Annotated in this window: 21 protein-coding genes; 6 read left to right on the top strand and 15 right to left on the bottom strand. The window is 71.8% G+C overall.

Features of this window, described 5'->3' with window-relative positions; genetic code table 11:
• Positions 1-3: 3 nt before the first annotated feature.
• The 6 genes from Aau02nite_RS15500 to Aau02nite_RS15475 all read right to left on the bottom strand — a co-directional run bounded on the left by Aau02nite_RS15500 (position 4) and on the right by Aau02nite_RS15475 (position 6,531).
• The gene (locus Aau02nite_RS15500) at positions 4-849 is read right to left on the bottom strand and encodes a CheR family methyltransferase (RefSeq protein ID WP_212989122.1); all 846 of its coding nucleotides are present in this window, start codon (positions 847-849) and stop codon (positions 4-6) included.
• Positions 846-2,036, bottom strand: a complete 1,191-nt coding sequence (locus Aau02nite_RS15495; RefSeq protein WP_212989121.1) for a protein-glutamate methylesterase/protein-glutamine glutaminase — start codon at positions 2,034-2,036, stop codon at positions 846-848. The genes Aau02nite_RS15500 and Aau02nite_RS15495 overlap by 4 nt, the downstream gene beginning before the upstream one ends.
• Positions 2,037-2,052: 16 nt before the next feature.
• Positions 2,053-2,925: a hypothetical protein gene (locus tag Aau02nite_RS15490; protein WP_212989120.1), complete on the bottom strand. Its 873-nt coding sequence runs from the start codon at positions 2,923-2,925 to the stop codon at positions 2,053-2,055.
• Positions 2,925-3,362, bottom strand: coding sequence for a chemotaxis protein CheW (locus Aau02nite_RS15485; RefSeq protein WP_125812421.1), 438 nt, complete (start codon positions 3,360-3,362; stop codon positions 2,925-2,927). Before Aau02nite_RS15485 ends, Aau02nite_RS15490 begins: the two co-directional genes overlap by 1 nt.
• A 1-nt stretch (position 3,363) precedes the next feature.
• Positions 3,364-5,706, bottom strand: coding sequence for a chemotaxis protein CheA (locus Aau02nite_RS15480; protein ID WP_212989119.1), 2,343 nt, complete (start codon positions 5,704-5,706; stop codon positions 3,364-3,366).
• 126 nt (positions 5,707-5,832) lie between these two features.
• Positions 5,833-6,531 carry a response regulator transcription factor gene (locus Aau02nite_RS15475; protein ID WP_212989118.1) on the bottom strand — a complete coding sequence of 233 codons (699 nt, stop codon included), beginning with the start codon at positions 6,529-6,531 and terminating at the stop codon, positions 5,833-5,835.
• Between the two features lie 223 nt (positions 6,532-6,754).
• Between Aau02nite_RS15475 and Aau02nite_RS15470 the strand changes: the two genes are divergently transcribed.
• A complete protein-coding gene (locus tag Aau02nite_RS15470; protein ID WP_212989117.1) occupies positions 6,755-7,468 on the top strand; it encodes a sensor histidine kinase in 714 nt (237 codons plus the stop codon).
• Positions 7,469-7,587: 119 nt separating this feature from the next.
• Positions 7,588-8,100, top strand: coding sequence for a CAP domain-containing protein (locus Aau02nite_RS15465; protein ID WP_246595166.1), 513 nt, complete (start codon positions 7,588-7,590; stop codon positions 8,098-8,100).
• A gap of 4 nt (positions 8,101-8,104) precedes the next feature.
• Here the strand turns inward: Aau02nite_RS15465 and Aau02nite_RS15460 are convergent, their stop codons facing one another.
• The gene (locus Aau02nite_RS15460; RefSeq protein WP_438841137.1) at positions 8,105-9,199 is read right to left on the bottom strand and encodes a UDP-N-acetylmuramate dehydrogenase; all 1,095 of its coding nucleotides are present in this window, start codon (positions 9,197-9,199) and stop codon (positions 8,105-8,107) included.
• Positions 9,200-9,256: 57 nt separating this feature from the next.
• Here Aau02nite_RS15460 and Aau02nite_RS15455 point away from each other — a divergent pair, with 57 nt between their 5' ends.
• The 3 genes from Aau02nite_RS15455 (at position 9,257) to Aau02nite_RS15445 (ending at position 12,647) form a co-directional block, all read left to right on the top strand.
• Positions 9,257-10,018, top strand: coding sequence for a maleylpyruvate isomerase family mycothiol-dependent enzyme (locus Aau02nite_RS15455; protein WP_212989114.1), 762 nt, complete (start codon positions 9,257-9,259; stop codon positions 10,016-10,018).
• Between the two features lie 180 nt (positions 10,019-10,198).
• Positions 10,199-11,626, top strand: a complete 1,428-nt coding sequence (locus tag Aau02nite_RS15450) for a GH1 family beta-glucosidase (RefSeq protein WP_212989113.1) — start codon at positions 10,199-10,201, stop codon at positions 11,624-11,626.
• Positions 11,627-11,630: 4 nt separating this feature from the next.
• Complete coding sequence (locus tag Aau02nite_RS15445; protein ID WP_212989112.1) at positions 11,631-12,647, top strand: LacI family DNA-binding transcriptional regulator; 1,017 nt, start codon at positions 11,631-11,633, stop codon at positions 12,645-12,647.
• Between the two features lie 6 nt (positions 12,648-12,653).
• Here Aau02nite_RS15445 and Aau02nite_RS15440 read toward each other — a convergent pair whose 3' ends face one another.
• Positions 12,654-13,463 (bottom strand): EI24 domain-containing protein, encoded by an 810-nt coding sequence (locus Aau02nite_RS15440; RefSeq protein ID WP_212989111.1) that lies wholly within the window; start codon positions 13,461-13,463, stop codon positions 12,654-12,656.
• Between the two features lie 11 nt (positions 13,464-13,474).
• Positions 13,475-13,936: a hypothetical protein gene (locus Aau02nite_RS15435; protein ID WP_212989110.1), complete on the bottom strand. Its 462-nt coding sequence runs from the start codon at positions 13,934-13,936 to the stop codon at positions 13,475-13,477.
• 186 nt (positions 13,937-14,122) lie between these two features.
• Here Aau02nite_RS15435 and Aau02nite_RS15430 point away from each other — a divergent pair, with 186 nt between their 5' ends.
• Positions 14,123-15,124: a PKD domain-containing protein gene (locus Aau02nite_RS15430; RefSeq protein WP_212989109.1), complete on the top strand. Its 1,002-nt coding sequence runs from the start codon at positions 14,123-14,125 to the stop codon at positions 15,122-15,124.
• Between the two features lie 128 nt (positions 15,125-15,252).
• Here Aau02nite_RS15430 and Aau02nite_RS15425 read toward each other — a convergent pair whose 3' ends face one another.
• From Aau02nite_RS15425 to Aau02nite_RS15400, 6 genes are all read right to left on the bottom strand, one after another.
• Positions 15,253-16,143 (bottom strand): alpha/beta fold hydrolase, encoded by an 891-nt coding sequence (locus tag Aau02nite_RS15425; RefSeq protein WP_212989108.1) that lies wholly within the window; start codon positions 16,141-16,143, stop codon positions 15,253-15,255.
• Positions 16,140-16,463, bottom strand: a complete 324-nt coding sequence (locus Aau02nite_RS15420) for a DUF2516 family protein (protein WP_212989107.1) — start codon at positions 16,461-16,463, stop codon at positions 16,140-16,142. Before Aau02nite_RS15420 ends, Aau02nite_RS15425 begins: the two co-directional genes overlap by 4 nt.
• 70 nt (positions 16,464-16,533) lie before the next feature.
• On the bottom strand, positions 16,534-17,001 hold the full coding sequence (locus Aau02nite_RS15415; RefSeq protein WP_212989106.1) for a hypothetical protein: 468 nt from the start codon (positions 16,999-17,001) through the stop codon (positions 16,534-16,536).
• Positions 16,998-17,528 carry an XRE family transcriptional regulator gene (locus tag Aau02nite_RS15410; protein ID WP_212989105.1) on the bottom strand — a complete coding sequence of 177 codons (531 nt, stop codon included), beginning with the start codon at positions 17,526-17,528 and terminating at the stop codon, positions 16,998-17,000. Before Aau02nite_RS15410 ends, Aau02nite_RS15415 begins: the two co-directional genes overlap by 4 nt.
• Before the next feature lie 69 nt (positions 17,529-17,597).
• The gene (locus Aau02nite_RS15405; protein WP_212989104.1) at positions 17,598-18,533 is read right to left on the bottom strand and encodes an asparaginase; all 936 of its coding nucleotides are present in this window, start codon (positions 18,531-18,533) and stop codon (positions 17,598-17,600) included.
• Entirely contained in the window at positions 18,530-19,363 is an 834-nt protein-coding gene (locus tag Aau02nite_RS15400; protein ID WP_212989103.1) for a beta-keto acid cleavage family enzyme, read from the bottom strand. Before Aau02nite_RS15400 ends, Aau02nite_RS15405 begins: the two co-directional genes overlap by 4 nt.
• Positions 19,364-19,379 lie beyond the last annotated feature (16 nt).

Genomic DNA, 19,379 nt, shown 5'->3' with positions numbered 1-19,379 from the left:
AGCTCACCCCTTCCTAGCGGTACCGGCCGGCACCGCGCTCCGCACTCGGTAGGCAGAGGTCCGGCCGGCCGCCACCCGTTCGTAGTTGTCGTCGATGCCGATGGTCGTCTCGGCCGCTCCGAGGAACAGCCAGCCGTCCGGCCGCAGCAGCCGGGCGACGTTACGCAGCACCGACTTCTTCGTCGCGACGTCGAAGTAGATGAGCACGTTGCGCAGGAAGATCACGTCGAACGGCGGCAGCGCCGGCAGGGGCGCGGTGAGGTTCATCAGCTTGAACGACACGTTGCGCCGCAGCGCCGGGGTGATCCGCCAGTGCGCGCCGGCCCGCTCGAAGTACTGCACCAGCTGGGTCGCGGGCAGACCACGGTTGACCTCGACCTGGCTGTACTCGGCGGCCTCGGCCCGTTTGACCATCTCGGTGGAGATGTCGCTGCCCATGATCTCGTACGACCACCCGGTCGGCAGGTTCTCCTGCAGCGTGATCGCGAGGCTGTACGCCTCCTGACCGCTGGAGCTGGCCGCCGACCACAGCCGCAGCTTGCGGTTCGTCCCCCGGCTGCGGACCAGCTCGGGCAGCACCACGTCGGTCAGCGCGGAGAACGGCTCACGGTCCCGGAACCACGACGTCTCGTTGGTGGTCAGCGCGTCGATGATCCGGCGCTGGTCCTCCGAGTTGGGCCGGCGCTGCATATTGGCCAGGAACTCGGCCACGCTGGCCGCGCCCACCTGCCGGGCCACCGGGATCAGCCGGGCCTCGACCAGATACTCCTTGCCCGGGGCGAGCACGATCGCCGCCTCCCGGCGGACCAGGGCCGAGACGAACGCGAAGTCGGCTGCCGAAAGGGTCATCGGGTCACCGCCGTCGGACGCGACACGCGGCCGGCCTGGACCCGCTGGATCAGGGCGGCCGCGATCCGGTCCAGGGGCAGGATCTCGTCCGCCAGCCCTGCGCCGACCACGGCACCGGGCATACCCCAGACCACGGAACTGGCCTCATCCTGCGCCAGGATTTCGGCACCTGCCTCACGCAGCACCTTCGCACCACCCCGTCCGTCGTATCCCATGCCGGTCAGCACCGTGGCGAACGCCGAGGCTCCGAAGAGCGCGGCCACCGAACGGAACATCACATCGACCGCCGGACGGCACGAGTTCTCCGGCGGCGCGCCACTGAGCTGGGTCAGCGTCGCGGTGCTCCGGCGCTGCAGCACGAGGTGCCTGTCGCCGGGAGCGATGTAGACGGTGCCGGGTGCGAGCTCCATGCCGTCGCCGGCCTCGACGACGTGCAGCGACGTGCTGCGGTCGAGGCGCTCGGCGAACATCCGGGTGAAGACCGGCGGCATGTGCTGGGTGACCACGATCGGCACCGGCAGGTCGGCGGGCAGCGCCTGCAGCACCTTGGTCAGCGCGTCCGGGCCGCCGGTCGAGGAGCCGATGGCCAGGATGTCGACGCGGCCGGGGGCGCCGGCGCGGCGTACCGGGCGGGCCGGGCCGCCTGCCGCGGGAGCGCCGGGACGCGGCGGCGCCAGGCCGGGACGACCTGGCACCGGTCCGCCGGGCCGACCGGCGGCCGGTGGGCTCAGCCCCGGCCGGCCCGGAGGCGGACCGGGCCGTGCCGGTGGGCCGGACGGCGGGCGACGGCCGGCCAGCGCATGGATCTTCGGTACGAGCTGCTCGCGCACGGCGGCGATGGACTCGGCGATCGAGCCCACGTTGCTCGGCTTCGTGACGTAGTCGGTGGCGCCGGCGGAGAGCGCCTCCAGCGTCGCGCTCGCCCCCGCGGCCGACAGGGTGCTGAACATGATCACCGGCAGCTGCTTGTGCCGCTTGCGCAGCTCCCGCACAGCTTCGATGCCGTTCATCTGCGGCATCTCGATGTCCATCGTGACCGCGTCCGGCTTGAGCTGATCGATCTTCGCCTGGGCCAGCAGGCCGTTGGCGGCGGTGCCGACCACCTCGATGCCGGGCGCACCGGTCAGCGAGTCCACGATGAGCCGGCGGACGACCACGGAGTCGTCGACGACCAGGACCTTGATCATGAAGCCACCGCGCCCTTCACCCGAGCCACGCCGGGCCGAGCGCCGCGACCACCGGCGCGAGCAGCCGGTGAGCCGTGGCGGTGTCCAGCAGGTCCCGGACGACCAGGGCCTGCACCGCGCCGCTGAGCATGTTCCAGACCCCGCCCGCGCGATCGGCCAGCGGGATGGCCGCCGTGTCGATCGCCTGCACGAGCAGCATCTGGGCGGCCGCGGCGGTCCGGACCCGGTCGGACAGGTACGCCGCCCAGGACGCCGAGTGCACCGCCGGGGACCATCCGCCGGCGTTGCGCCGGGCGTCCTCCGCGGACTGCAGCAGCCGGGTCAGATCGTTCGCCCGGATCGAGCGGAGCCGGTCCAGCAGCGCCGAGATCGCATAGTGGTGCGGGCCCAGGTCGATCGGCTTGCCCGCGGGCAGTTTGCGCAGCGCGGACACCCAGCCGGCCCCGAGCATCCGGCGGGTCGAGTCGTCCAGCACCTCCCGCAGGTAGCTGGCCACGGCCGCGTCGCAGAGCAGGGCCGTCGCCGAGGCGGCGTCCTCGCTCTGCTTGGCATCGCGTCCGGAGCCCTGCCAGGTCCAGGCCATGACGTCGTAGCGCAGACAGGTGAGCAGCGAGTCCACCGACCCGATCGGGGCCCGCTCGACCAGCGCCAGCGAACTGGCCGGGTCGTCGGCCTTGAGACCCTTGAGCGTGGGCATCTTGCGCGCCGCACTCTCCACCTCGACCCAGAGCGGCCCGCGGACACCCTCGTCGGGCAGCCGCTCGGCCAGCACCGGCAGGTCCCCGACGCTGAGGCGCAAGGCGCGCAGCAGCACCTCGGCGGTCGCCGACCCGCCACCGAGGCGGGTCAGGTCGAAGCCGAGGACGGGGGCGCTGACGAGGCTGTACATCAGGTGGTGGCTCGATAGGTGTCGACGGCCTGGTTCACGTCCAGGGCCAGCATCAGCCGTCCGTCCATCTTGAACGTGCCGGTGACCAGCTCCCGGGTCGGGCCGCTGAGCGTGTCCGGTGGCCCCTCGAAGGCCTCGTCGTCGAGGTCCACGACCTCGCCGATGCGGTCCACGAGCAGGCTGACCGGCTCGCCGTCGCCGCGCAGGATCACATTCATCACCGGACCCTGCATGGCCTGGCGGACCAGGCCGAGCTGCACCCGCAGGTCGACCGCGGCGATCACCTGGCCCCGCAGGTTGAACAGCCCACCGACGGCCGGCGGAGCCAGCGGTACGGGGGTGTACTCGTTGTAGGAGAGCACCTCCTGCACCGTGTGCACCTCGACCCCGAACAGCTGGTCGGCCACCTCGAAGGTGGCAAACTGACGACTCGCCATGTCAGGCCTCCACCAGCATCTCGACGGGCACCTCGGTGTAGAAGTTCGGATCGGCGGCCAGGATGGCCCGGCGCACGTCCAGCAGCTCGGTCACCCGTTGCTGGATGACCGCGGTGCCGATCAGGCCGTCCTCCTCCGCATCGCGGCGGGCAGTGGTGGAGTTCTCCGCGATGTCGACGATCCGGTCGACGACCAGCGCGACGCTGCGCTCACCCTCGCTGTAGACGACCACGGACACGGTGTCGCCCTCCTCCACCTCGCTGTACGCCCCGAGCAGGTGCGACAGCCGGACGAGCGGCAGGATCTGGCCCCGGTACTGCACGACCTCCCGCGACCCGGCGTGCTCGATGCGGTCCCGCGGAAACTCCTCGAGCCGGGTTACCGCGTCCAGCGGGATCGCCACCCGGCGTTCACCGACGGCCGTGACCAGCAGTCGCTCGCCGTTGGCGGGTCCGCCACTGGCGCGCGAGGTGCCGACCAGGTTCTCCCGGTCGGACTCGGCGGTCAGCTGCGAGCGCCGGGCCAGCGACGAGACGTCGAGGATCAGGCCGACCTTGCCGTCGCCCAGGATGGTGGCGCCGGCGTACAGGCCGATGTCCTTGAACCTGCTGTTGAGCGCCTTGACCACGACTTCCTCGGTGTTCAGGACGCGGTCCACGACCAGGCCGAACCGGCGGCCGTCGGCGTGCAGCACCATGATGTAGACACCCTGGTCGCCGCCGACGTTGAGACCGAGCGTCCGGTCCAGGCGGACCAACGGGAGCAGCTTGCCGCGCAGCCGGTAGACCGGCGCGCCGGAGGCGTACTCGATCTTCGTGGACTGGCCGTCGATGAAGACCAGCTCCAGCACGGCCACCTGCGGCACCACGTAACGCTGGTCGCCGCAGTCGACGGTCAGGGCCTGGATGATGGCCAGGGTCAGCGGGATGGTGAGGCGCCAGACCGTACCCTCGCCCAGCGTCGAGTCGACGCTGACCGCGCCGCCGATCCGCTCGATGTTGGTCTTGACCACGTCCATGCCGACACCACGGCCGGACACGTTGGTCACCTTGGCGGCGGTCGAGAAGCCGGGCTGGAAGACCATCGCCATGATCTCGCGCTTGTCCATCGTGGCGATCTGGTCGGCGCGCAGCAGGCCCTTCTCCACGGCCTTCTCGGCGATCCGGTTGACGTCCATGCCGGCGCCGTCGTCGGCCACGTCGACGGCGACGTGCCCGCCCTCGTGGTACGCCCGCAGCGTCAGCGTGCCCACGGCCGGCTTGCCCGCGGCGACGCGCTTGTCGGCCTCCTCGATGCCGTGGTCGACCGCGTTGCGCACCAGGTGGGTCAGCGGGTCCTTGACCGCCTCCAGCAGGCTGCGGTCGAGCTCGGTCTCCTTGCCCTCCATGACCAGCTCGACCTGCTTGCCGAGCGACTGGCTGAGGTCGCGGATGACCCGGGGCAGCTTGGACCAGATGTGCTCGATGGGCTGCATCCGGGTCTTCATGATGCCCTCTTGCAGCTCACTGGTGATCATCCCGAGCCGCTGGGCGCTGCGCACCAGACCGGAGTCGCCGGTCTCCATCACGCCGCGGACCAGCTGGTTGCGGGCCAGCACCAGCTCACCGACCAGGTTCATCAGGCCGTCCAGCAGGTCGACGTCGACCCGGATCGCGCTGTCGGCGACGCTGCGCTTGGGAGCCTGCTGCTGCAACGCCTCGTTGACGGCGGCGGGCTGGGCCTTGCCCTCCTCCAGCAGAATGGCGCCGAGCTTGCGCTCGTCCCCCTCGAGCTGCTGCTGCAGGGCCGAGCCGACGTCGCTGGGCGCCGCGGCGCCGGACTCGACGAGCATCTCGCCGAGCGGCTTCCGCTGCCCCTCCACGGGCTCGGGCGCCGGCCGGACGGACTTCTCCTCCAGCGGCTCCGGCTCCTCGGCCGGCTCGGCGGCCGAGGCGGGCTCGGCCGGGGCGGCGGCCTCGGGCGCGTTCATCTGGGCGTGTACGGCGGTGATGATGCTGTCGACCTCGACGTCACCCTCGTTGCCGTCCTGCTCGATCGACTCCAGCAGCGACCGGACGCCGTCGATCGTGGCCAGCAGCGTCGTGATCGTGGTCGGGGTGACCGGCTGGACGCCGTCCCGCAGTCGGGAGAGCAGTGACTCGCCGGCATGGGCGAGTGTCTCGAGCCGGCTGAAGGCCAGGAAGCCACTCGTTCCCTTGATCGTGTGGATGGCCCGGAAGATGCGTGAGATCAGGTCACGCGATCCCGGTTCCTGTTCGAGGGCGACGAGATCCCGGTCGATCTGATCCAGGTTCTCGTGGCTCTCCATCAGGAATTCGCCGACGATCTCGCCAAGGTCTTCCACGGACTACCTCCTGCTCGTTTCCCATGCTGCTCATCGACCTCCCGGGTCCTCACCTGAGGACACCCGGATTGCTACCGGTGCCGGCTCATGCAATGAACTTGCATGTGCTTTCCGCCGCGGACGGGCTCAGCCGTCACCGCCCGGCCGCCGGTAGCGGTAACCGAAGCCGCGCACGGATTCGATCGGGGAATCCTCGGGGTCCGTCCAGCCGAGCTTGCGGCGCAGCCGCAGGACCGCGAACTTGACGCGTTCCTGGCCGATGCCGGTCGGGTCGTCCCAGGCCTGGGTCAGCAGCTGGTTCGGGCTCAGCACCGCCCCCGCGTGCCGGACCAGCGCGTTGAGCAGCCGGAACTCGGTGGGCGTGAGGCGCTTCTCGTCACCCTTGACGTAGACCCGGCGCTTGGTCGGGTCCAGGTGCACCAGGCCGTCGTCGTAGATCTGGCTGGCCCAGCTGTTCTGCGCGCCGTTCGAGCGGCGCAGCAGCGCCTCGACCCGGGCGAGCAGTTCGTTGTTGGCGAACGGCTTGGTGAGGTAGTCGTCGGCGCCGCCGCGCAGCCCGCGGACCTTCTCGGCCTCCTGGCCGTGTGCGGTCAGCACCAGCACCGGTACGTCGGAGACGTCCCGCAGCCGTTCGAGCACCTGCCAGCCGTCCATCTCCGGCAGGCCGACGTCGAGCACGACCAGGTCGGGGTGCTCGGCGTACGCCTCCTTGAGGCCGGTACGGCCGTCACCGGCGTGCGCCACCTCGTAGCCGGCCCGGCTGAACAGCAGCCGCAGGGCCAACGCGATGTCCGGGTCGTCCTCGACCACGAGCAGCCTGCTCATGCTCCCACCACCATGACCCCCCAACGCTGCGTCGCCAGACGCGGCTGCCCGGGCCGGCACGGCACATGCCCGGCATCGGTCAGCGTCTTGCTTGCGCCGCCCGCGACCGCGGGTGACGAAGATGAAATGTCCAAAACCACGATAGCGTGACGTGTCGGTTCATATACGGAAAGTTATAGTTCAGCGTGCGCTTCCGCTTCCGGGGCCGATCGGTGGTCCACTGATGAGCCCCGTCCCCGCTCCCGCACCTCCGACACTGTCGGGCGGCGCGCTGCAACCCCGCTTTCTCACGGTCATCTCGCACGAGCTGCGGACACCGCTGACCACCATCGCGTCGTTCACCGAGAGCCTCGACACCGACGACCTGGCCCCGGCCGAGCGCTCAATGGCGCTGGCCGCCGTACGGCGCAACACCGACCGGATGCTCACCCTGGTCGAGGACCTGATGCTGGTGACCCGGCTACAGACCGGCGACCTGGAACTGCGGCCGGCGCGGGTGGACCCCGGGGCGCTGATCCGCGAGGCCGCCGAGTTGCTGGCGAGCCGGGAGCCGTACACGGCGGCGACGGTCCGGGCGGGCGAGGGGCCGGCGTTGTCGGCGGACGCCGCCCTGCTGCGGGACCTCTTCTACGCGGTTGTCGGGACCGTGGCCAGCGGGGCGGCCGACCGCTCGGCCACGGTGAGCGCCGAGGCCGGAGCCGAGGGCTGGACGGTGTACGTCACCGCGCGGCAGGCCGAGCAGCTGACCGACGAGCACCTGATGGCGGGAATGCTGGCCACCCCGGAACCGCCGCACCGGCGGCGCAGCACCGCCGTCTGGATGCTGCTGGCGGAGGCGATCGCCGCGCGGCACGGCGGCTGGGTGCGCCTGACCTTCGCTCCGGAAACGGGCGCCGGGGCTGAGATCGGTCTTCCCCTGACCATCCCCTCAGACTGACACGGACCTCGCACCGTCGGGGTGGAAACGGCGAAAGGAGGGACGTAACACCGAAAAACCGGTCCGATTACGGTGCCGGGCGACAGGCGCCCGGCCGTGGACCGGGAGGCAGCACCTTGTTGGAATCCGTACGTCGTCTGGCCCTTGTCGCGGCCGCACCGCTCGCGTTGCTCGGGCTGACCGCCGCGCCGGCGCACGCCGTGACCGCGGTTCCCGCGTCCGGCCCGGCGCGGACCGCGCCGACGACCTCCCAGGTTCTCGGGGCCGAGGTGGTCACGCTGACCAACGAGGAGCGGGTCCGGGCCGGGTGCCCGGCGCTCACCGTGGACGAGGTACTGACCGTCGCCTCCGTCCGGCAGAGCCACTACATGGCGGCCACCGGGGACTTCGGCCACTTCGGCTGGCGCGGCTCGACCTTCCTGAGCCGTTCGCGGGCGGCCGGCTACCACGCCGTGGCGGCGGAGAACGTGGCCTACGGCTTCTCCAGCTCGGCCGAGGTGATGGCCGCCTGGATGGCCAGCCCGCCGCACCGCCGCAACATCCTCAACTGCGACGTGAAGTCGTTCGGTGCCGGTGTGCGGCAGGCCGTGAACGGCACCTACTACTGGACGCAGGTCTTCGGCTGGCGCTGACGCGTCAGAGCGAGCAGTTGATCAGGACCGGTTCGGGATGCAGGACGACACCGAACCGGTCCCGTACGCCGTCACGGATCTCGCGGGCCAGCTCCAGCAGGGCCGTCGTGGTGCCGCCACCGCGGTGGGTCAGGGCCAGCGTGTGCTTCGACGAGATGGCCACCGTGCTGCCGCCGTACCCCTTGGCGAAGCCGGCCTTCTCGATCAGCCAGGCCGCCGGCACCTTGACGGTGCCGTTGGGGGCCGGCCAGCTCGGCGGCTCCCCCGCGTCGACCAGCCGGTCCTGCACCCGGGCCCACTCCTCGGCGGAGAGCACCGGATTGGTGAAGAACGACCCCACCGACCGGGTGTCCGCGTCCTCCGGGTCGAGCACCATGCCCTTGCTCGCGCGCAGCTTCAGCACGGTCTCGCGGACCCGCGCGGCACTGACCCGCTCGCCCGTCTGCACCCCGAGGTGCCGGGCCAGCTCGGCGTAGCGGATCGGCGCCGACTCCGCAGACTCGGCGAGCCGGAAGTCGACGTCGAGAACGAGCCAGCGGTCGCTGTGCTTGAAAATGCTCGACCGGTACGCGAACCCGCACTCCGGCAGCGACAGCACCCGCATCTCGTCCTCGTGCCGGTCGTAGACGTGCACCGCCTCGATCGTGTGCGCGACCTCCTGGCCGTACGCCCCGACGTTCTGGATCGGCGTCGCTCCGGCCGAGCCCGGGATGCCGGAGAGGGCCTCCAGGCCGGACAGCCCGAGCTCGAGGGTGTGCGCGACGAGTTCGTCCCACGGCTCCCCGGCGGCCACCCGGACCAGCGCGCCCCGGGCGTCCCGGTCGATCAGCCGCACTCCCCGCGTGCGCAGCAGCAGGACCGTCCCGGGGAAGCCCTCGTCGGAGATCACGACGTTGCTGCCGCCCGCGAGGACCAGGACCGGTTGCCCCTTTCGGGCAGCAACCCGTACGGTTGAGACCGCTTCGTCCGGTTCGGACACCACGGTCAACGTGCTTGCCGGACCGCCGAGGCGTAGCGTCGTGTACGCCCCCAGCGAACTGACATGCGCAGCGGATGCGTCGGTTGGGTGGTCAGCGCTAACGTCAGGCACGACGTTCACCCTAGGCCGCGGGCCCGGGGCGGAAACCGGTGGACCTCCTCGAGCGGGAGAAGGCTGATGAACAGGCTGCACGCGACCAAGGACTTCTGGCTTGCCGCCCTGCGTGCCGACGGGCCGGCATTCCAGGACGCCGTCACGCAGACGGGCCCGGACGCCGTCGTGCCCTCGTGTCCCGGCTGGACGGTCGCCGATCTCACCGAACACCTCACCGTGCTGCTGCACTGGGTGCGTGAGCTGACGCCGCGCGGCGTGGTGGACCGGCCCGCCGACCGGGTCGTCCCCGAGCCGCGGCCCGCGTGGCCGGACGCGCTCGACGGCCTGCGGCGGGAGCTGACCGGCACGATCGAGACCCTCGACGCGCTCGACCCCGACTTCCCCAGCTGGACCTGGCCGGCCCAGGCCCGCAAGGCCGGCTTCTGGCAGCGCCGGATCGCCCACGAGGTGTCCGTGCACCGCTGGGACGCCGAGTCCGCGGCCGGCCGGGCCACCCCGATCGAGACCAAGCTCGCCGCCGACGGGGTCAACGAGGTGCTGGACACCTGGCTGCCCGCGGGCCGCCGCAAGGGCCCGACCGACCTGCACGGCGTGGTGCACCTGGTGGCCACCGACGCCAGCTACGAGTGGTTCGTCCGGCTCCGCGGCGCGGGCATCGCGCTGCTCGACACCGGCACCATCCTCGACAGCGACGACCACCACGCCCGGGCCGAGGCCGGCGGCACGGCGAGCGATCTTCTGCTGGCTTTGATGGGCCGGATCGATCCGGACAATCTGGTCATCACCGGCGACCGCCGCCTGTTCAGCGCATTGCAGGCCGGTTGAGCATCTCGTCCCCCGAACGGGATTCTGCAACTTTCGGATGGCTCCCGGAAAGGTGAATGGCTCTACGCTGTACCGGTTAAGGGCGATCGCTTCCGGTCGCCCGTCAGAGTCCCGCCGCTGATCAGACCGGTCGGCGCGGCCCGGCACGGCAGCGGCGGATCACGCAGGGAGCGGTGAAGGATGACGGCAACCGTCTCGGTGGAATCGAGCGACGATCCGCTGGCATCGGGGGTACGGTTCCCGGACGGCTTCGTCTGGGGCGCCGCAACGGCGTCGTACCAGATCGAAGGCGCGGCGAACGAGGACGGGCGCGGCCCGTCCATCTGGGACACGTTCAGTCGCGAGCCCGGCCGGGTACACGCCGGGCATACCGGCGACGTGGCCTGCGACCACTACCACCGGTATGTCGAGGACGTCGCGCTGATGGCCGACCTGGGCCTGGCCTCGTACCGGTACTCGATCGCCTGGCCGCGCATCCAGCCCGACGGCACCGGCCCGGTCAACACCCGGGGCCTGGACTTCTACGACCGGCTGACCGACGAGCTGATCGGCAAGGGCATCGACCCGGTGGTCACGCTGTACCACTGGGACCTGCCGCAGAGCCTGCAGGACCGGGGCGGCTGGACCGCGCGGGAGACCGCCGAGGCCTTCGCCGAGTACGCCCAGATCATGCACGCCCGCCTCGGCGACCGGGTCCGCACCTGGACCACGCTGAACGAGCCGTGGTGCTCGGCGTACCTCGGCTACGCCAGCGGGGTGCACGCGCCCGGCGTCCGGGACGCGGCCTCGGCGTTCAAGGCGGTGCACCACCTGCTGCTCGGCCACGGCCTGGCAGCCCGGGCGCTGCGGGAGGCCGGCGCGCAGAGCGTCAGCATCACCCTCAACCCGTCGGCGGTCTTCCCGCTGGACGAGAACAAACCGGGCGACGTCGACGCGGCCCGGATCGTGGACGGCCTGAGCAACCGGATCTTCCTCGACCCGCTGCTGCGCGGGCGGTACCCGGACGACATGCGCGAGCACATGGCCCGCTTCACCGACCTGAGCTTCATCCGCGAGGGTGACGAGGCGATCATCAACGCGCCGATCGACGTGCTCGGGATCAACTTCTACACGCCGTCGTACGTCTCGGCCAAACCCGGCCAGCCGGCCTCGCCGGACGCGCCCGGCACCGAGGGCATCGCCTTCCGCAAGCCGGTCGGCCCGATCACCGACATCGGCTGGCAGATCGAGCCGGCCGCGCTGACCCGGTTGCTGGACCGGATCCACCGCGACTACCCCGGCACGCCCATGATGATCACCGAGAACGGCGCGGCGTATCCGGACGGCCCGGCCGAGGACGGGCAGATCCACGACACCAACCGGATCGAGTATTTCGACGGGCATCTGCGCGCCTGCCTGGATGCCATTTCCCACGGCGTTGACCTTCGGGGATACTTCGCCTGGTCGTTGATGGACAATTTCGAATGGGCCGAGGGGTACGCCAAGCGGTTCGGCATCGTGCACGTGGACTACACCACGCAGCGCCGGGTGCCCAAGGACAGCGCACGGTGGTACCAGGAGGTGATCCGGCGTAACGGTCTCACCGACCAGGGCCGGATCGGGGAGTGAGCTGATGGTGACGCGGGAGCGACCGACCCTCGAGGCGGTGGCGAGGCGCGCCGGCGTCTCGAGGGCGACCGTCTCCCGCGTCGTCAACGGGTCGACCACGGTCGCCGTGGCGATCCGCGAGGCCGTGCACCAGGCCGTCGCGGAGCTGGGCTACGTGCCCAACCAGGCCGCGCGGAGCCTGGTCACCCAGCGCACGGAGTCGATCGCGCTGATCCTGCCGGAGACCGCCAACCGGGTCTTCTCCGACGACCTGTTCTTCCCCGCGGTGATCCGCGGGGTCAGCGTGGAGCTGGACGCGGCGGACAAGCAGCTGGTGCTGATGATGGCGGGCTCGGCCGCCAGCCACGACCGGGTCGAGCGGTATGCCATGGCCGGCCACGTCGACGGCGTCATGTTCGCCTCGATGCACGGCGCCGATCCGCTGCCCGGCACCCTGGCCCGGCTCGGCATCCCGGTGGTGTGCAGCGGGCGCCCGATGACCCCGGCCGAGCTGCCGGTCCCCTACGTCGACGTGGACCACGTCGGCGGCGTGGGCCAGGCCGTACGCCACCTGATCGGCACCGGCCACCACCGGATCGCCACCATCGCCGGGCCGCAGGACATGATCGCCGGCATCGACCGGCTCACCGGCTACCAGGACACCCTGCGCGACGCCGGGCTGACCGAGCACGTGGCCTTCGGCGACTTCACCCGCGATTCCGGGCTGCGCGCGATGCGCCGCCTGCTCGCCGAGGATCCGCAGCTCGACGCGGTCTTCGTGGCGTCGGACATGATGGCGCACGGCGCGCTGCAGGCGCTCAAGGACGCCGGCCGGCGGGTGCCGGCGGACGTCGCGGTGGTCGGCTTCGACGACTTCGAGATCAGCCGGCTCAGCGACCCGCCGCTGACCACGGTCCGCCAGCCGATCGTCGACATGGGCCGCACCATGGCCCGGCAGATGCTCGGGCTGGTCAACGACAAGCAGGACGTCCCGGACGCCGTGGTGCTGCCCACCGAGCTGGTGGTCCGCGCCTCGGCGTGAGTCCGGTCAGCTCTCGATCGGCAGTCCCAGCACCTTGCGGGAGAGCAACGTGCCCCCGACGACCGCGGCCGGCATCAGCAGCACGGCGCCGAGCGGGATGAGGAAACACGCGAAGACCACCACGCCGAAGCCCAGCGCCATCGCCCGGTTGCCCCGCAAGGCCACGCGCCGGTCCCGCAGCCGCCGGCCACGGCGCTGGAACGGGACCCCGGTCAGCTCGACCGCGAGCAACCAGCCCGCGACCGCCCCGCCGACGACCGGCACGACCGTCTGGCCGACCACCGGGATGAAGCCGGCGGCGAACAACGGGATGCCGAAGAGCACGGAGAGGCCGATCAGGCGCAGCGAGTCGACCAGGCTCCGGGCCAGCGAACGGCCCAGCGACACCTCGACCTCGTCCGGTACGCCCCCGAAGCGGTCCTCGACCATCCCGGAGATCTTCTCGTAGAACGGATCGCCGATCAGCAGCGTCACCGCGGTGAAGGTGAGCACGCCGATCAGGCCGCTGAGGCCGATCAGGGCCGCACCGGCGACGATCCGGATGACGTCCCGCCAGCCGGCCGACCAGTCGTCGGCGAACCACGTGACACCCGAGGCCAGGTCGTCGACGAAGACGACGAGGGTGATCAGCAGGGCGGCGTACAGCACGCCGGAGATCACGGCCGGCAGCAGGCCCAGGCCGAGCATCCGCGGATTGCGCAGGACCAGGCCAAGACCGCGGCCGAGCAGACCGGCCCCGGTGGCGAACCGGCGTACGGCGCCGCCGGTCGCTGCGGCGCCCCGGCCGGCCGCGGACCGCAGGTGAGTGTCTTCCACGTTCCGGGAGCTTAGGACCTGCGGACCAGCCCGGTTCCGCCGAGGCCGAAGTCCGGGGCGGCACTGCCCGACGACGGCACCGTCGCCGACGGGCTCGGCGGCGTGGTGACGATCTGGGTCGGCGTGGGCACCGGCGGCAGCAGGGTCAGGGTCGGGTCCGGTGAGCCCGACGTGACGATGACGGACGGCGTGGCCGCGCTGGGGGCCGTACTGGCGGTGGGCCCGCCGGGCGGGCCGGGCAGCGGGGACTCCACTGCCACCGGCTTCGGCGGCCGTGGTGACCAGTCCAGCTCCGGTGAAGTGGTGGCGGTGGTGGCCTTCGGTGGGGCGGCGCCGATCCCGCCGGCCCCGCCGGGTGCGCTCACCGGCGGCGGGGCGGGGGCCGGCGTACCGAGGGTCCAGCCGACGGTGACGGCGAACGGGAGGCCGAGGGCCACGACGCTGAAGAAGATGGATCTGGGGGAGTACCGCACGTTCTCAACACCGGATCAGCGGCCCGAAAAGTTACGGCGTAGCCGGATTCGCCCCGAACCGGCGCCCTGGGAACGGCTTGATCAGCGGCGATCCGGCCCGGTACTGTCCATCGGCTCGCATCGAATGCGAGCAATTTTCCACGGGGGACAGACATGAATTCCGGACGATCTCGCAGTCTCGCCGCGATGCTCACCCTTGCGCTCGGGGCCGGCACGGTGGCCGGCGCCGGCCTGCTCGGCCCGCCGGCCTGGGCGGCCGGCGACCTGACCGGCACCTACACCCTGGACAGCACCGGCATCTGGACCGGCCAGCAGGTCACGCTGACCGAGAACGAGCTGGTCGACGGGACCCCGGACTCGGTCGCCGAGCGCACTGTCGACTGGGGTGACGGCTCGCCGGTGCAGGCCCTGCCGGCCGGAGCCACGAAGGCGACCCACAAGTACGCGGCGGTCGGCAGCTACCCGGTCACAGTGAAGCTGACCGACGCGGACGGCGAGGGCACCGCCACGATCACCAACGCCTCCGCGACCGTGCAGGTGAGCACCGCCATCGGCAGCTACAAGTTCGCCGTGGCCTCCAACTGGACCTGGGCGGACGGCGGCGCCACCGCCAAGCTGCTGCTCTCGGGCGTCCCGGCCACCGCGACCCGGGTGTGGGTCGACTGGGGCGACGGCAAGACCAGCCTGCTCGGCCCGAAGACCGCCGCGACGACGCACTACTACCCGGTCGGCGTCCACGCCGCGAAGATCACCCTGGAGAACGCGCAGGGCCGGACCACGCCGGTGACCACCCGCGGTTACACGGTGAAGGTCGACGAGACCAGGCCGACCAGCACGCTCACGGTGCCGGGCAAGCCGACCCGGGCCTCGTCCTGGAAGACGATCCAGGGCACGGCCAAGGACGGCCAGATCGGCATGGACTCCGTCGGCGTGCAGCTGTGGAAGTGGACCGCCACCAAGGACTACTACTTCAACTTCTCCACCCGTAAGTGGGTCCGGTACACCCCGGGCAAGACCAAGATCCCGAACGCGGCCGTCACCTGGCGCGGCGTGGACGCCAAGGGCGTCTGGCGGGTCCCCGTGCCCGGCCTCGGGAAGGGCTACTCCCTCGAGGTCGACTACGTGGCGGTGGACCGCGCCGGCAACGACAGCGGCTGGAAGTACAAGGTGCAGAAGCTCACCAGCTGAGCCGCTCACGGGTGTCAGCGTGGCCGCGGTCACCGCCCGGGCCGCCCTCTGGCAGCCGGTCGCCGAGAATCGCAGCGTCACCCGCGCGATCACCGGACCGGACCACATCCCCGGCGGACGCTCCGGCCTCAAGCCGCGTTCAGGAAGGCGGAGATGCGCTCGCGCAGCTCCTTGCGGTGGGTCCAGAGCAGCGTGGGCCGGTCGTAGACCTGCAGCTCGGCCTTGGGCAGCAGACCGGCGAGGCGCTCGGCGACCGACACCGGGTGCACGTCGTCGCCGACACAGCCGATCACCAGGGCCGGACCCGGGAACGCGGCCAGCACCGACTCGTCGGGCACCGCGGGAGAGCGCCAGAGCGTGTCCAGCTCCGGGGCCAGCCCGTCGGTCAGCAGCTGCTCGACGCGGTGGCGCAGATAGCTCCAGCCGGTCGGAGTGTTGCGCACCGCCGGCGGTAACTCCGGCTCGACGGCCTCGGCGACCAGCGCGGCCTCACCGGACTCGACGGCGGTGAGCAGCCGGGCCAGGCGCGCCGCGGCCACCGGCGGCCGTACACCGTCCAGCGGCGCCGGCAGATAGAGCACGATCCGCTCGAACCGCTTGGGGGTGTCCGAGAGCAACCGGCACAGCGCACCGGCGCCCATGCTGACCCCGAGCGCCCGGCTCGCCCCGGCCCGGTCGGCGACCGCCCGCAGGTCGTCGGCGAGATCGGCGAAGCTCCACGGCCCGGGTGGGGCGTCGGAGCGGCCGTGCCCGCGGAAGTGGAAGAACACCCGGCGGCCGAGGACGCCGCTGCCCAGCGGGCGGGTGCCGGCGATGTCGCCGGCCAGCCCGTGCGCGAAGACGCTGACCGGCTCGCCGACACCGGTGACGAGCTGCTCGATCCGGCCGCCGTGCGGGGTCTCGATCAGCTGGGTGGGCGGCATCGGCAGGGTGGGCCGGCCGCTGCGGGGCGCGCTGGGCCCGGGGCCGGAGCTCCGCGGGCCGCCGTCCGGAGGCGGCGGCCAGCGGAGGCGCTTCACCAGAAGCCCTTGCCGTCCGTCAGGTCACGCAGGCCGGGCCGGACGTCGAGCAGGTAGATCAGTGCGGCCGCGATGCCGATGAGGCCGAACAGGCCGGTGGCGCCGCCGCCGACGCCGAGCAGCGTCAGGATGATGCAGACCGCGAGAATGGCGAGCCAGGCGCCCTTGGGCAGGGTGCCGATGGCCTGGAAGCCGTCGCCGCGCTGGGTCACGCAGTGGATCAGTGCGACTGCCTGCACCACCAACGACACGATCGAGACGGCGATCGAGATCAGGCCCGCGACGTCGTCGTAGAAGATGGGTGTCGCGCTGTAGTCCATGACGGCCAGTCTATGCCGCGGGCCCCGGCTGCCGCCGAGGCCCGCTGATCAATCAGTCGCAGGTCGTTACTTACTTGTCGCCGATCTGCTTGTCGGCGGCCGGGCGGGCCACCCGCTTGCGCGGCTTCGGGGCCGGGGTGGCGGCGGCCTCGACGGCCTTCGGCTCCTCGGTGGTCTCGATGTCGGCGTTGACCACGTCGGCGGCCTCGACCACGCCGGTGCCGACCACGCGCTCGCCGTGGGCGACCAGCGAGGTGTAGACGGCCAGGGCCCGCTCCTGCGCGGCCTGGGCGAACGCCGCGGCGCTCGCGGCGGCGGTCTCGCGCAGCTTGTCGAAGTCGGTGCTGGTCGCGGTGCTCTTCAGCGTGGTGGCGGTGGTGGCCGCCGTGTCGTTCGCGGTGCGCAGCGAGGCGACCGCGCGGTCACCGAGCTCGGTGACGACGGCCGGCAGCTTGCGCAGCTGCTGGTAGGCCAGGTCGCCGGCGCCGGCGGCGGCGTAGAGCGGGGCGGGGAAACGGGTCTTGGTCTGCTCGGTCATGACTGCTCCTCGGGCTTCGTGGTCTTGGGTGCGGGGGCGGCGCCGCCTTCGACGACTGCCACGTCCTGGACGACGGCCCGCAGGGCCTCGTCCTCGTCCGGCACGTTCGCGGCGGGCACGCCGTCACCGGGCGTGCTCTCGTCGGGCGTGCTCTCGTCGGACCGGGTCGCCTCCGGCGCCTGCCGGGCGGTCTCGTTGCGGAACGTCTCGTAGATCTGCGACAGGGACTGCTTCTGGGCGATGGTCAGCTCGGGATCGGCCGCGATGGCGGCCAGCACCCCCTGCTGACCCTCGCCGTCGAGCAGGCCGGCGCGCAGGTACATCGCGGGTGTGGACACCCGCAGCGCGCTGGCCAGCTGCTGCAGCACCTCGGCGCTGGGCTTGCGCAGGCCACGCTCGATCTGGCTGAGGTAGGGGTTGCTCACCCCCGCCCGGTCGGCGAGCTGCCGGAGCGAGATCTTCGCGGTCTGCCGCAGGTCACGGATGAATTCGCCGATGTCCTGGGGCAGATCCTTGGGTGCGGCCATGCATTTGACGGTAGCCGGGAGTGCTAGCTCTTGCAAGCAAAACGCTAACAATAGCTAGCGTGAAGCCGGTCACCAGGCCGAGCGGACCTCGCCGACCCGGACGCCGCCGCCGAGCACCGGCACGGTCTCGAGCTGGTCGAGCACGGGCGCGGACACGCCCAGCCGGCGCAGCGCGGACACCAGCACCGGCATCCGGGCCCGCATCGCACCGTCCGCCACCTTGATCGCCACCGCGCCGACACCCGCGACGGCCACCGCGACCACGCCCTCGGCCCCGCCCTTGGCCAGCAGCCCCGGCACGCCGTGCATCAGCCGGGTGTCGTCCTGGCCGGTCCCGGCGACCAGCTCGGGGCCGGCGCGCATCGTGTCGGCCACCAGCCGCTCGAAAGAGGCCGGCGGCGCGTCCACCAGCCGCTGGAAGCCCCGGGCCAGCGCGGTCAGCGACACGGCGAACACCGGCGCGCCGCAGCCGTCGACGCCGGTGGCGGCGATCGGCTCCCCGGCCAGGTCGCTCACCGCCGCGGCCAGCGCCACCTGCAGCGGGTGCTTGACGTCCCGGTAGTCCTCCAGCGACCAGCCGTTCACCACGCAGGTGGCGAGCATCCCGGCGTGCTTGCCGGAGCAGTTCATCAGCACCGGCGTGGCCCCGCCGCCGCCGCGCAGCACGATGTCGCGCTCGTCCTCGGACAGCGGCAGCGACGGCGGGCAGCGCAGCGCGGTCTCGTCCAGGCCCGCGGTGGCCAGGATCCGGCGGACCCGGGCGACGTGGAAGGGCTCGCCGAAGTGACTGCCGCTGATCAGCGCGAGGTCGGCCGGTTCGGCGGGGCGCAGGCCGGCCCGCAGCATCCCGACCGTCTGCAGCGGCTTGTTGGACGACCGCGGGAAGAACGGGCCGGTGACGTCACCGGCCGCCGCGACCGTCCGGCCGTCGGCGTCCAGCACGACCACCGAGCCGTGGTGCACGGACTCGACGAAGCCGGAGCGCACGACCTCGGCGAGGATCATCGGGCCACCATCCCGAGCAGCTCGCGGGCCTCGGCCGTGGTCAGCGGCGGGCGCTGGGCCAGCTGGGCGAAGCCGACCGCGCGGGCCACCAGCTGCATGTTCGACTCGACGGGGCGGCCCTTCGCGTACGTGACGGTGTCCTCCATGCCGACCCGCAGGTGCCCGCCGGTCGCCAGCGACGCCAGGATGACCGGGATCGTGCTGCGGCCGATGCCGGTGGCGGAGAAGGTGCTGCCCGCGGGCAGGTCCCGGATGGCCTGGTGGCAGGCGACCAGTGCGGCGGCGGTGCCGGGCATGCCACCGGGCACGCCCATCACCAGGTCGACGTGGACGTGGCCGCCGTACGGCAGCCCGTGCTGCGCGAGCAGGCGTTGCAGGGTGGTCAGCTGGCCCAGGTCGAAGATCTCGTACTCGGGCACGATGCCCTTGTCCTGCATCCGGGTGTGCAGGTCGACGATGAACTCCCAGCGGTTCAGGAACACGCCGTCGCCGAAGTTGACCGTGCCCATCGTGCAGGAGGCCATCTCCGGGCGCGCGTCCAGCACGGCCAGCCGGTCGGCCTCCGGATCGGTGACCGCGCCGCCCGAGGAGAGCTGCACGATGAGGTCCGTCGACTGCCGCAGCGCGGCCACGGTCTCGCGCAGCCGGCCCTGGTCCAGCGTCGGCTCGGCCGCGTCGTCGCGGATGTGGACGTGCACGATCGCGGCGCCGAGCGCCTCGCACTCCTTGGCGGTGGCCACGAGCTCGTCGATCGTCACCGGCAGCGCGGGTACGGCTGCCTTACTGCTCTCCGCGCCGGTGGGCGCGACAGTGATGAGGGTCCCGGTCATGCCGCGATCCTGTCAT

It is taken from the genome of Actinoplanes auranticolor (assembly GCF_018332655.1).
Classification (GTDB): Bacteria; Actinomycetota; Actinomycetes; order Mycobacteriales; family Micromonosporaceae; genus Actinoplanes; species Actinoplanes auranticolor.
This window is presented reverse-complemented; position numbering and strand designations above follow the sequence as displayed.